Genomic DNA, 12,960 nt, shown 5'->3' with positions numbered 1-12,960 from the left:
CACTCTATTTCTCCCCGTCCTGTAAGATGCTTGAGATACTTGGCTTCACTTTGTTCTTAATGGCATGTATCAGCTGCTCTCCATCCACCGGAACCACACTTGAGATGATATTGAATTCAATCTTCAGGCGTTCCATCACGTCCCGTTCCACTCGTTGGCATTCTTCCTTGCTTAATACCAAGCCTACAATTAGCTCATCGCCCTTAATCTTCAGTGTGAAGAATTTCGTACCGCTGGCGGAGAGGATAATGGCCTCCAGATCCAGAAGCTGAATCCTTCTGTCCCCCATCACAATGCTGTCTGTAATCCGTCCATGATGCTCAAGAAACCGAAACGTAGAACCGCACGCACAGGACTGACTATGAATCGTACACAGATCGCCGGTCCGGTACCGAATTAGCGGCATCGCTTTGCCAAAGGAGGTTACTACCAATTCCCCTCTCACATCATCTCCCAGTACTTCTCCAGTACTGGCATCGATGATCTCACAATCGAGCTTATTCTCAACGATATGCATTTTTCCGAATTGACAGGACATCGCTATGGTATTCGTTTCGGTCATTCCGTAGAGCGGGTAGGCATCTGCTCCCCATGCTTCCTTAATAGCCTTAGCTTTTTCAATGGATGTGCCTTCCCCCACACAGAGGATTTTTTTAATCTTAAAATCATTCTTCAAATCATAGCCCAGTTTCATCGCTTCTTCGGAAATGTACAGCGCCCTGGAAGGGGAGCAAACCAAGGTAGTTGTCTCCGTGTCCTTTAGGATTTTAATGCTTCTCTCAACCGGACATGCCGATGACAGCATTCCAATGGCAATAGTTTTGGCGCCGATCAATTCCAAAGCCCGATCAATGTCCTGACCAACCAGAGCCAGCCCATAGGGTACAATAACTGCTACTGTATCCTGGTTCGTAATGAGGTTCGATAACAAGGTAGCCACGATACAATTGTTGGCGAACCAGTCATCTCCGGTGTAATAAGAATTTATCGGATCCCCTGTTGTCCCGGTGCTCTCACCATAACGAACAATTTCATCATGGCTGGCCGACAACAGCCCGAACGGATACTGACTCTTAATCTCTTCTTTGATGGTGAAGGGGAGAGCGCTGAACTCGCTCAATGCCTTAATGTCGTTCCATGAAATATTGGATTCTGTTAATTTCCCTTTATAAAATTCATTGTTCTGATATACATGCAGCAAAGTTTCCTTCACTTTGTGGAGTTGATATTCCCGCAATTGCTCTTTAGACAGGGCAAACGTATGGTTTACTTCATCCAGGATTTTCACTCTTCTGCTGACTATGTCGGTAATTGCATCATTCAGCACATCATTCATATTCAGCCGCCTTCTCATGCATTGAAGTACTGTGAATAATTTCAAGGACCAGATTATTGTTCAAATTATGAAAATGAGCATACGTATGGCCAAGTCTGTCCCCTCTGGTCATCATGATCATTTCAATGGATTGCTGCGTGAGCATGTATTCCACAATACTGTCGAATTGCTCCAAAGTGTCTATAGCAACAGCATAGTGTGACATCAAGCTTTTCTTGACCTCCTCACTATACTTGTTCCATTCCCCAATGGATCTGCATGTGAACAGCTCTAATTCCTGATTGTCTTCAAGCAATCTCAGCGAGTACCACCAGCCCGGTGTTCCATATTGTTTGGGAGCGATATAAGACGGACCATAATCAAAACCGGACAGTTCATAGTGGACAATACTTTCCAGGTAGTCTCTCAGCTGATCATTGAATTCTTCCGTATGATAATCCCCCAAATACAGCGCTATATGTCCCAGAGAAGTTGAATCGAAGATCTGTTTGTCATATTCACCTTCAAAATATTCATTCAAAATACTGTCGGTATCTTTTTCTTTTTTGTTACGGTATTCTTCCATAGCGGTACGCCACACTTGTTGAACTAGGGAGTTTTTAATTTTGCTGAAGGCCTCTTCAATACTGGCAACGACAACCGATTTCTCAACAGGAATCTGGCAGTCTCCCTGGATATTGCAGCACTCGCCCATTCTCTCCAGAATGACGTACTTCACTCCGCTGCTGGTCCGTTTGTTATCACATTCAATGCACTTCAAGATGCTTTCGGCATTGATTCCGTTTAACAGGCTCAAAACCGGATTATCTTTGAAAATCAAATGATATAGAATTTCATAGTGCAGCTTCACATCCTCATAACGAAGCTTCCCTAATCTGAAACTGATCTCAGCTGCAATACACATGCCAATCGCTACGGCTTCTCCATGAATAATCTCGCCAGAGGTGAGGAATTCAATGGCATGTCCAAACGTATGGCCATACTCCAGAATCACAGCATATCCTTTCTCACTCGGGTCTTTTTCCAGTATCTTGTTTTTGGACTCGGCAATCGTTTCAAATAAATAATACAAATCCTTAGCGCTAAACGCGGTCTTGCCTTTAATGAAGCTTGCAAGCTCCTCTAACAAATCTATATCTTGGATGAATGTATTCTTTACACCTTCCACGATTGCAGCCTTTATATTTCTAGGACTTTCAGTTTCTAAATATTTGAGGTCCGACCAGACAAATAGCGGAGCATAATATCTACCGATCTGGTTTTTGCCGGACGCGCCATTAATAGCCTGTTTGTTGCTTAAGGTACTGTCCGTTTGGCCCATAAACGTAGTGGGAATTTCAATATAGCGAACGCCTCTATAGATCAGACCGGCGGCCAAGCCGACAATATTGCCTACGACGCCTCCGCCAAAGCTAATAATTATACTATCCTTCGATATCTGATGCTCTATAAGGTAGTTACATAGGAACTCCAGGTTTGAGAATGACTTGTCCTTCTCCGAGCTCCCGATCAGCAGAACTTTGTGAAGGACATTTTTCTTTTGCAGAGCTTTCAAAAACTCATGACCGTGAATATCAAAAATAACCTGCTCACTAATGAAAAATACTTTATCAAAGGAATATTCATTCAGAACATCAGCAAATTGATCTGCTATATCATACTCGTAGTAAGCCCTTACCTTATCCTGTAAATGAAAGTCTATGTACTTACTTTTCTTTTCCGTCGTGATATCAATCATTTCATTCACCCCATTCAGAATTTGTACGCTGCAATTGAATTGCCATTCTAGTTATTCAGCGTCATGTAAGCGCTCATATCCAGGACTCCACTTCCGGACAGGCACATGACAATTGTGGTATTTCTGTTCTCTTCTTTAGCCTTCAGGGCTAAGTCAATCGTCCCCTTTAATGCGTGGGAAGATTCCGGTGCCGGGACGGCTCCATACAGCTTCGTAAACACAAGACCCGCCTCCAGAGCTTCTCTCTGTGAATAGGCCACAGCGTCGAGCAGACCTTTGTTTCTTAAAGCTCCAATGATTGGAGAACCGTTATGCTGTCTTAATCCTCCCACGTGGTTGGCTACGGGGATGAAATCTTTCCCTAACGTGTAAGACTTTGATTGTGGAGTTAAACCATAGGGGTCCGCCGAATCGTACTTGTACTCACCTTTGGTCAATCTCGGTGCAGCATCAGATTCTATTGCCACAAATCTGGTGTCCTTGTTGAACTCGTCATCGAAAATAAACGGCCCCATAAAACCCCCTAAATTGCTGCCGCCTCCGCAGCAGGCAACAAATGAATCCGGCTTGATGCCAGCCTGCTTCAATTGCTGCTTCAACTCCAGCCCTATAATAGTCTGATGAAGAATGACGTGGCACAAGTTGCTGCCTGATACATAAGCATATTCTGGATGTTCAGATGTGAATTCTATCGCTTCTCCAATACTGATTCCCAGAGAGCCGGGACAATTGGCATCCTGCTCCAGCATGTTGCGACCGGTCATCGTAAGTGTACTTGGAGAATCATAGATGGTCGCGCCAAACATCTTACACCACTCTGCCCGAACCGGCTTCTGCTCTCTGGATACTTTTACCCAAAAGAATTGCGTGCTGAGATCGTTCAGAGAAGCCGCATAGGATAACGCCAATCCCCATTGACCTGCTCCACTCTCCGTGACAACGCCTTGGAAACCTTCTTTTTTAGCATAAAAGGTTTGTGCGATCGCACTATTCAATTTAAAACTATGAGTCGGCATAACATCTTCTCTCTTGATATAGATCTGAGCAGGTGTACCCAAGTACTCTTCGAGCTCATAAGCCCTCATAAGTGGAGTCGGTCTTCCAACTCTGTTGTACATCTCCAATACATCTGGAGGGATATCAATAAATTTTTCCATGCTCTGATCCTGACGGGATAATTCTTTCACTCTGATTCTCTGCATCAATTGAATTTTATCCGCTTCAAATGCAGAGTCTATGTCACCGGGCAGTTTCCCTGGCAGTTCAGGTATGATGTTGTACCATTGTGTGGGCAGTTTAATAGTGGAGAACGAACACAAGCTATTCTTCATTGGAACTCTCCTTAACGTAATGATTTGTCAAGATGATGAGTAGAATGACAGACGCAATTTGCCTTACAGGAAAACGCTTGAAAATAACTTGGCTACCAAATTAACTCTTATTAGCGCATTACTCCAATATTATGGATATCATCTCCTCCCTACTCAGTGGTATAATAGCATCTTTTTTTCATATTTTGCATATAATTACATAGAATTTTTTTACATTTATGTGAACCTAATGAATTTAAAAAACAAGAAAATGATTAAATCCATTTATAAAAATAGAATTTTATTCTATTTATTATATTAATTAGATTTTATTAAAATTATATTATCTATATAACATAATTTGACACTTAGGTATTTAACATGTAATAATATCCTTGTCATTTGCAAGTAAGAGAAGATTTGAGATAAATCCGGTAAGAGATTGAGGTTTGATTGATAACTTTAATTGGGAGAATGATGAAATGAGTACAATCACTAAGAGCTTGGATATTCATTTAACTGCCGACGAGATGCCCAGACAATGGTATAACTTTATGAAAGACTTGCCGGAAGCCCTGCCTCCAACTCTTAACCATGAAACGGAAGTCTGTACCTCACAGCTCGATATATCTCACAAAATATGTCCGCATGCTCTCCTTCAACAAGACCGTTGGGATTCAGAATGGTGTGATATACCTGAGAGTGTACTGGAGAACTTAATTAGAATTGGTAGACCTACTCCTCTAAGAAGAGCCTACAATTTAGAATCCTACCTGGGTACCCCTGCCAAAATTTATTTCAAACGCGAAGATACTTTGTTAACTGGTAGTTTCAAGCTAAATACTGCTATTGCACAAGCATACTATGCCAAACAAGAAGGATTCACCGGAGTTGTTTCGGAGACAGGTGCCGGTCAATGGGGAATGGCACTTTCTTTGGCAAGCAGTCTGTATGACCTTGATTGCAAGATCTTTATGGCCAAATGCTCACTTGAACAAAAACCGTATAAACGGATGTACGGGGCCATGTTTGACTGTAAGTTCTCCGCTTCCCCAGGAAATGATACTGAATTTGGGCGGACATTGCTTAAATCGAACCCCAATCACCCAGGTGATATCGGCACTGCCATCAGTGAGGCTATTGAGTACGCTTTAGCGCATCCTGATAAAGCCTATCTGGCCGGAAGCAACAAACCCCATGTCTTGATGCATCAAACTTTATTGGGACTAGAAGTGAGAAAACAGCTTGAGAAAGTCAATGACTTTCCTGACGAATTAATTGCCTGTGTTAGCGGTGGCAGTAACTTTGGAGGACTGATATTACCATTTTTAAAAGATAGACTTAAAAATAAAAATGCGATCCGTTTTCTTGCTGCAGAATCGTCGGCGGCCCCTCGTTTAACCCAAGGCACCTACGATTATGACTACTCAGACTATGCAGGGTATACACCAAAAACGATGTCCTACACCATGGGGCATGATTTCATTCCAGATCCGATCCATGTTGGCGGGTTACGTCAACATAACGGCTCTCCCATCATCGGTTTGTTGCGGAATAAAGGGCTTGTTGATGCCCAGGCCTTCAATGAAGTCGAAGCCTTCAAAGCAGCCAGGCTCTTTCTTAACACAGAAGGAGTACTTGTTGCTCCGGAATCGGCGCATGCCATAGCTTCGGCTATCTCCTCCGCCGTGCAATGCCAAAGAACCAAAACCAAAAAAACCATTGTCGTTTTATGCAGCGGCAGTGGTGTTATGGATTTGGAAGGTTATCAGGAAAATCTGGATCAAACCTCCAGCTTCAGGATTATTTAATTGCTGTTTACACAACTAACAAACAGACCGGCCCTATTCTATGGGCCGGTCTGTTTGTTAGTTCACTCAACTGTGATCTAGGTCAATAAGTATTTACACAGCTTTGACGCTGTATCTTAGTACGGTCTTCAGCTTGTCCTCGTCCGTCTTTCTGGCATCACTTAGATAGATTTCTCTATGCCACTGGCTAATGCGTTCAAATCCATGCTCCTTACAGTATTCACCCATTAAATCGAATGAAGCAGGCTCAAGATCATATGAACCGTTATGTAGCAACTGAACCACCAGCCCGTCATTAATCGACGTAAACTGCACTTCATCCAATCTCTCATGCGGTGACTTTTTCTTCACCATTTCAATGACCATATTGTACAGATCTTCATCCACAAACTCGGGCTGACGGATCATGATTTTATAGTGCAGCTTGTTCTTGTCGAAAGTGGCCTCGTCATCCAACTGCTCCCATATTCCTTCCAATGGATAGACCGTATAATCGTAATATCCTGTTGGAGTAATTCCCTTCTTGGGCAACATTTTGAGCCCGTAAGCAACAGAGTACAATACCCCAATCGCATCGGCAAACTCCTCATTATTAGGGTTTCCATATCCTTCTAATGTGATGAATTTGAAATCCGGAATGCTTATTGTTACCGGCTCCGTTTTTGGCAGGTACAACTCCTTCTCTTGTTTTCTCCACTCATGCTTTTTAACGAGCATAGACTTTCATCCTTTCTGTATGCTATTTGTTCTGAACGTTCTGCACTGGTTGAATGCCACATACCAGGCATAAAGTAGTTCAGGCGATTCATTGGCCTGTCATACTCAAAGATTCAGCTCATGATCCTCGAAGAACTCAAGTTGTTCGTAACGTTGTTTGCCTTCAAAATGAAACATGAACTTGAATAACTCATCATTATTACACACAATATTATTCTGCCTGCACCGTTCATGAACGATGCTCATTAGTCTCTTATTATGTTTACTGGTATTTTCATAGGAATATCCAAAATTCTTCATGTATTGTTGCTTCAGCCCAGGAAAATGCTTATCTAGTTGAGCATAGAAATATTCACGATTTCCCTCACGCAGTGTTAGTCCCATTTTGAAACACATGACGCCGTATACTTTCGCTTCTATACAATAAGCAAGTATTCCCTCAATGTTGGCTGCAGTATCATTGATATATGGCAGAATGGGGACAATCCACACAACGGTGGGAATATTATGATCCCTCATTATTTTTAATACTTCGAAACGCTCTTTGGTTGTGCATACATTCGGTTCTAGCACCTTGCATAATTGCTCATCATATGTTGTCAGAGTCATTTGAACGACGCATTTAGCCTTAGCGTTAATCTTAATGAGAAGATCCAGATCCCTTAATATTGCATTCGACTTGGTTAGTATATTTAGGCCAAACCCATATTTTTCGATAATATCCAAGCATTCTCTTGTATATTCTAGCTTATGTTCCAAGTGAAGGTATGGATCACTCATAGACCCTGTCCCTAGCATGCATTGTTTTCTTTTCCTTCGTAACGCCTGTTCAAGTAAATCCGGGGCATTCAATCTGACCTCTACATCTTCAAATTCATGCTCCAATTGGTAACAGGCACTTCTCGAATCACAATAGATGCAACCATGCGTACAGCCTCGATACAGGTTAAGACCATTCCGGGAGGATAAAACAGAACCTTCCTTACTATAATGCATCAAATCAATCCCCAGTTCTCTTAATTTTCCCAACCCTGTATTTCCATAATAATACAAGTAAATTATACCCAACTTTTCAACAAATGTCACTAGTATACATCGTTTACTATTTTCGCGAATTCACAACGGATTCACAGAAACAAAAAGATACACAGCGCTCTGGATTTACTAAACGTCCGCCCTTATTTTGAATGTAAAATGGCGCTGATCACCTTCTTTATGTACATCCGCCGCTCGCAGCAGGAATCCACCCCGCATGTCGTGCTGTCCAGTGCATGGGGATTAACCAATTGAGAACCAGATTGCAAAGCTGGAGACCTTGGAAGCATCAGGCGTATGGATGAAAGACCTGTCCAGTAGAACGCTGGATGAGATTACCCTGGCGCGCAGCGCATCTAAGAAGGCAACCCTGGTCACTGAAGTGGATCAACGGATCAATCATTATCTGACTGATGCCTATCTGACTACCAAAATGCTAACCGACGAGCTTGGCTTCTCCGTCTGCAGAGAACTGATATCTAGCGACGAGCCGATTGAGCCGATGATTCAAAAGTACGGCTTCATCCTCCTTGAATACATTCTACGTCGCGTCCAAGAAGAAATTTGGCGTCACTTCGGCGCTCTACGAGAAGTTGAACAAGCAAGAACCAGAATAAGGGCTCACACCTCCCTGCTTATCCCCGCGAATCGGCCTGATTACAGACAGAACCTCCATATCCACGGTTTGAACGTGGATATGGAGGTTCTGTAAGTGAAATTAAGATTCAAACAGCAGACCAGGTGTTATTCTGGTGAATATTGTCGTTAATTACACTTCCGAAATAACTTCTAGGCTTTGTTTGTTATTTTAATGCATTCTATTCAGAAGCAGCGTTAAAGCAGTCAAACTGCTTTATTCCGCATTGTCATAAAGCTCCAGCAACTCGTCAATAGAATTGATAATCACATCGGAGCCCTTCAGCTCATCCTGACGTCCAAAGCCTGCATAGGCACAACCAATCACGGTCTGCCCGTTTCCTTTACCCGCCTCTACATCGGAAGAACGGTCTCCCACCATCCAAGCACTATCAATTCCATGGTTGTCCAGCAGAATGCGCACCAGGTCCGTCTTCGTTGCTGTTCCTTGCCCGCCTGCACTGTACAAGCCCTCGAACAGGTCCTTTACTTCATGGACCACTACAATGCTGTGGATGTAGTCCTGTAGGCCGTTGCTAGCCACGAACAGACGCACCCCACGCTCTTTTAATGCCACAAGTGTCTCTGCTACCTGCGGATAAAGCAGCGTGTCCCCTGCCGTTAGCCCTTCAATCTCCAATTGTAGCAGCAGCTCATCCGCACGACGATGTACGTTTTCCCCCGCCTCCGGCATTACAATCTTCCAGATTTGGTCCAGCAACATACCGAGACTTCCAAGGATACGTTCCTCCGGCGGTGTCGCTCCTGTATATAGCCCCTCCTCGCGCAAAATGTCGAACATTTTGTGATAGGCCGGCAACAGCAGGCTTTCCGTCTGGAACAAGGTCCCGTCCATATCGAGGATGACGGCTTCCGGCTTCTTCAGCTGCGGGATCTGCTCGTTCTGTTCAAACTTGGTTTCTTCTTGGCTCATGAAGTAACTCCCTTCTTGTGCGGTATTTATGCATTCTATGATATAGGAAAGTCGCCGGGATAGCGAAGGATAAATCCATCGCTCCTTCTGTATATCCAGACCGTTCTTCAAGCGGTATGAGGGTTACCGTCTTGCTTTTATTTAGTAGCATGACAAAAGGCCGGTCAGCAAGCACAATACTGTGCTGCGAACCGGCCTCTATAGGCCGAACATTTCCCTGACTGACCGGAAATTGAATTAGATTCTGTCGAAACTTGAAATCAGCTCGTCAAGAACGTCTTTGCTGACCATTTTACCTTTGAAGTTGATCAGGTTTTCCGCGCTACCGGAGAAGATGCAGGTAGGCTCATATTTTCTGAGAATGATCTTTTCGCCATCAACGAAGATTTCCAGCGGGTCTTTTATGTCAATTCCCATTGTTCTACGCAGTTCAATTGGAATCACGATACGTCCCAGTTCATCTACTTTTCTTACAATTCCTGTTGCTTTCATCTTAAGTATCCTCCCTTGAAATAACACCTAAATAATCACTAGAGTTAAAAGCTATCAAAGCTTCTATAAAGTAGTAATGATTACGCCATATCTGCATTGTAAGGTGCTATTTCTCTCCTGTCAATTTTATTTCTACATTTTTTGATATTTATCGACAACATTTTCGACATAGACCTGTGTTTTTTCGACAAAGTTAAGATTTCGTAACTTATTTTATATGAAAATAGCTTTCATTGAAAGCTATTTATGGTAAATATATAAATTGATCATAAAACATTTACATTACAATAGATAAATCCTTAACAAATGTATCAATTTCGATTGACTTCTCTCTGCAGAACTTTAGATTTCAATCCAATTCATATAGTATAATTAACAAAGTCACGTATATAACATGGGTATACAGGAGGCACAGAAAATGAATAACTCCCCCGCTTCTCCCGTTGCACAAGCGATTCGGGAACGTCGGAGTATCCGGCAATACAAGAGCACGCCTGTTCCACAGGAGCTGCTGCTCTCTCTCATGAACACCGCCAACTGGGCGCCTAACCACGCGCTCCGGGAGCCCTGGCGGTTTATCCAATACAAGGGCGCTGCCCGGGAGACCTTTACAGAAGCCGTGCTCGGCGCCATGTCGCACGAAGAACGGGAGAAATACGAGATTCAGCGGCGGAAGGAATATATGACGATCCCGGTTCACCTCATTGTCGTTATGCAGGAAGACCCGCGGGACAAGCAGTGGACGGAGGACTTCGGCGCTGTGTGCAGCTGGATTCAGAGCTTTCAGCTCGCAGCATGGGAGCAGGGGCTTGGCGTCGTGTGGAAGACCAATCCTTACATGTTCGCCCCGTTCTTCCGGGAAGCCGTTGGCGTGGCTCCAGGCGAGAAAATCGTAGGCGTGTTACATATCGGCTATCCTGAAGTGGTCCCGCCAGCCAAACCACGTACTCCGGCAGAAGCTCGGCTCACGGTGCACGAATAGGCACTCCAGCCGTAAAGCTGCTGGTGCTAAGCAAAAGGGTGTCTCATCACCACCGATCATGGTGAATGAGACACCCAGTTTGTCATACCGCTTTAATACAAATTCTAGGACGGAAGAATCTTACTTCTCTCGTACCTCCCCCGAGAAATCAATCTGCGCATTATACGAAAGCTTGTTGAGACGCTGTATCGTCTGAGCGTTATAATCCGCTCCCATAAAATTGGGCTGGCCTGCGATTATTTTCACGGGAGTGATCCGCCCCGTCATATCCGAGCCCTTGAGCTCAATATTCAGCAGCATGGAATGAAGCGTCTTATCCCCTCCGCGGGTGGAACGGTTAAACACGAAGTTGCCTAGTGAATAATAGATGGGCTTGTGTTTGTAATACTCAATGCCCATCAGACAATGACTATGCGCGCCTACAATCATGTCAGCTCCGCTGTCAATGATCTGCTTGGCCAAGCTGCGGGCATATTTCTCCGGATAATCCTTGAATTCCTCATTCCAGTGGATGTACACAACCGTGAAATCATTGACCTTGGAAGAGGCTCTAATCTCGCTCAGCAGGGGTTCTGGCGTATATGCCGAAGCTGCACCCGGAGTAGAGGGCCCCGCATACCAGGAGGGGCTGGGGAGCACACGGCTGACACCGAGCACAGCGATCCTCTTCCCTTTTATAGTCTTCACAAAAGGCTTAAACGCTTGCTTGATGTCGGCGCCTGCACCGGTATGTCCAATTCCGTATCTGTCGAGATGAATCAACGTGTCCAGCATTGCCGTCCTGCCGTAATCCAGAATATGATTGTTGGCCAGGGTTACTCCGTCAATGCCCGCAAAGACTAGCCCGCTCAAAGCTGATGGATTAGAACGAAAAACAAAGCTTTTCTGTGAAGGCGTCCCCCGGATAGATACCGGCGTCTCCAGATTGGCGAAAGCCATATCTGCCTTCTTGAGGACCGGCGCCACTTTCGCGAATGGATAATTCGCCCCATAACGGGCAATTTGCTCACCCACGAAGCCGTCCAGCAGGATATCACCTGCAAAAGACAGCTGAATACGCTGCGGTCCCGCCTCCTCTCCGTTAGCAGGAGACGCAGACGTAACAAGTAGTAGCATAATAATGATAAGAAATGCTGATCTGCGCAACAGTTTAACCCCTTTATCTTCTGATTGACTACAGTTTGATGCTACTCTACTATACAAGCCACAATATTCCAGATAAAGGGTATAAAGTCCAGTAGTTATCCTTCAGAAACTAGGCATATGGACCTGAATGAATCATTGTCTGTCAGGTCTGCTGTTTCTTCAGCACCGCCCGGAAGCAATTCAAGCCACCCCAAGTATCCGTCCGCACGGCATCCACAGGCAGCTCAAAGTCCGTCTCGCCCCAGTACTGGAATCCCGCCTGTAGGAGCAAGCCGTTCATGAGTTGGAGATTTACTGTTGGGTAATCAAAGGTTAGGATTAAGAGACCCTCATCGTTCAAAATCCGGTGGAACTCTCCCAGTGCGCGATACTGATCCACCAGCGGCAGATGCTCCAGGACAGAGATACAGAACACCGTGTCAAAATATTCATCCTCATAAGGAAGCGCTGTTAGATCGGCCTGGGCCAGATGCAGGCGTGTAGTCCGTCTAGCCTGAATTTGCCATGCTGCTTCTTCCCCAATATCGTGGGAAACCTCGGCCATCACAGCGTCCTTGCTGACAATTCTTGCATCCATATCACAGGCATGAACCTCCTCACAGACCCCGGTGAGGTAGAATTTGAGCGGATAGGAAATACCACAAGCTGCATCCAACACCACATCATGAGCGGAGACAAAGTGCGTACACCACTCGTATTCATAAGGGCGGCTCCACCAGGACGCCGGCAAATCATAAATCAACTTGTCGCGCCTTGCATCGGTGTTGACAAAGAAACGGGAGACAAAGGGATGTGTTGGCATATCCAGAACTCCTTTAACGAG

At 44.6% G+C, this 12,960-nt stretch carries 12 protein-coding genes; 3 read left to right on the top strand and 9 right to left on the bottom strand.

All coding sequences use genetic code 11. The features are described 5' to 3' along the window. Positions 1-4: 4 nt before the first annotated feature. The 3 genes from ACFVRY_RS15285 to ACFVRY_RS15275 are packed head-to-tail and all read right to left on the bottom strand — an operon-like array spanning position 5 to position 4,405. Positions 5-1,336: a phenylacetate--CoA ligase family protein gene (locus ACFVRY_RS15285; protein WP_387501071.1), complete on the bottom strand. Its 1,332-nt coding sequence runs from the start codon at positions 1,334-1,336 to the stop codon at positions 5-7. Beyond that, the gene (locus ACFVRY_RS15280) at positions 1,329-3,074 is read right to left on the bottom strand and encodes a 3-dehydroquinate synthase family protein (protein WP_387501070.1); all 1,746 of its coding nucleotides are present in this window, start codon (positions 3,072-3,074) and stop codon (positions 1,329-1,331) included. Before ACFVRY_RS15280 ends, ACFVRY_RS15285 begins: the two co-directional genes overlap by 8 nt. A 47-nt stretch (positions 3,075-3,121) precedes the next feature. Beyond that, the gene (locus ACFVRY_RS15275) at positions 3,122-4,405 is read right to left on the bottom strand and encodes a TrpB-like pyridoxal phosphate-dependent enzyme (RefSeq protein ID WP_387501069.1); all 1,284 of its coding nucleotides are present in this window, start codon (positions 4,403-4,405) and stop codon (positions 3,122-3,124) included. 461 nt (positions 4,406-4,866) lie between these two features. On the opposite strand from ACFVRY_RS15275, the gene ACFVRY_RS15270 reads away from it, so the two are divergent. Then, complete coding sequence (locus tag ACFVRY_RS15270; protein WP_387501068.1) at positions 4,867-6,195, top strand: TrpB-like pyridoxal phosphate-dependent enzyme; 1,329 nt, start codon at positions 4,867-4,869, stop codon at positions 6,193-6,195. Positions 6,196-6,288: 93 nt separating this feature from the next. Here the strand turns inward: ACFVRY_RS15270 and ACFVRY_RS15265 are convergent, their stop codons facing one another. Further along, positions 6,289-6,912 (bottom strand): GyrI-like domain-containing protein, encoded by a 624-nt coding sequence (locus ACFVRY_RS15265; RefSeq protein WP_387501067.1) that lies wholly within the window; start codon positions 6,910-6,912, stop codon positions 6,289-6,291. Positions 6,913-7,017: 105 nt separating this feature from the next. After that, positions 7,018-7,998: an SPL family radical SAM protein gene (locus tag ACFVRY_RS15260; RefSeq protein ID WP_387501066.1), complete on the bottom strand. Its 981-nt coding sequence runs from the start codon at positions 7,996-7,998 to the stop codon at positions 7,018-7,020. Between the two features lie 250 nt (positions 7,999-8,248). Here ACFVRY_RS15260 and ACFVRY_RS15255 point away from each other — a divergent pair, with 250 nt between their 5' ends. Beyond that, the gene (locus ACFVRY_RS15255) at positions 8,249-8,659 is read left to right on the top strand and encodes a hypothetical protein (RefSeq protein WP_387501065.1); all 411 of its coding nucleotides are present in this window, start codon (positions 8,249-8,251) and stop codon (positions 8,657-8,659) included. Between the two features lie 141 nt (positions 8,660-8,800). On the opposite strand, the gene ACFVRY_RS15250 is transcribed toward ACFVRY_RS15255, so the two are convergent. Together ACFVRY_RS15250 and ACFVRY_RS15245 are read right to left on the bottom strand one after the other, a co-directional pair. Beyond that, on the bottom strand, positions 8,801-9,517 hold the full coding sequence (locus ACFVRY_RS15250; protein ID WP_387501064.1) for an HAD family hydrolase: 717 nt from the start codon (positions 9,515-9,517) through the stop codon (positions 8,801-8,803). A 237-nt stretch (positions 9,518-9,754) separates the two neighbouring features. Next, positions 9,755-10,009 carry an AbrB/MazE/SpoVT family DNA-binding domain-containing protein gene (locus tag ACFVRY_RS15245; RefSeq protein ID WP_066374154.1) on the bottom strand — a complete coding sequence of 85 codons (255 nt, stop codon included), beginning with the start codon at positions 10,007-10,009 and terminating at the stop codon, positions 9,755-9,757. 418 nt (positions 10,010-10,427) lie between these two features. Between ACFVRY_RS15245 and ACFVRY_RS15240 the strand changes: the two genes are divergently transcribed. Beyond that, positions 10,428-10,991 carry a nitroreductase family protein gene (locus ACFVRY_RS15240; RefSeq protein WP_387501063.1) on the top strand — a complete coding sequence of 188 codons (564 nt, stop codon included), beginning with the start codon at positions 10,428-10,430 and terminating at the stop codon, positions 10,989-10,991. Positions 10,992-11,111: 120 nt separating this feature from the next. Here the strand turns inward: ACFVRY_RS15240 and ACFVRY_RS15235 are convergent, their stop codons facing one another. Together ACFVRY_RS15235 and ACFVRY_RS15230 are read right to left on the bottom strand one after the other, a co-directional pair. Next, the gene (locus tag ACFVRY_RS15235) at positions 11,112-12,107 is read right to left on the bottom strand and encodes a CapA family protein (RefSeq protein ID WP_387501062.1); all 996 of its coding nucleotides are present in this window, start codon (positions 12,105-12,107) and stop codon (positions 11,112-11,114) included. A 172-nt stretch (positions 12,108-12,279) separates the two neighbouring features. Continuing rightward, a complete protein-coding gene (locus ACFVRY_RS15230) occupies positions 12,280-12,939 on the bottom strand; it encodes a class I SAM-dependent methyltransferase (protein WP_387501060.1) in 660 nt (219 codons plus the stop codon). Positions 12,940-12,960: the final 21 nt, after the last annotated feature.

It is taken from the genome of Paenibacillus sp. NPDC057934, assembly GCF_042887565.1.
Lineage (GTDB): Bacteria > Bacillota > Bacilli > Paenibacillales > Paenibacillaceae > Paenibacillus_AQ.
This window is presented reverse-complemented; position numbering and strand designations above follow the sequence as displayed.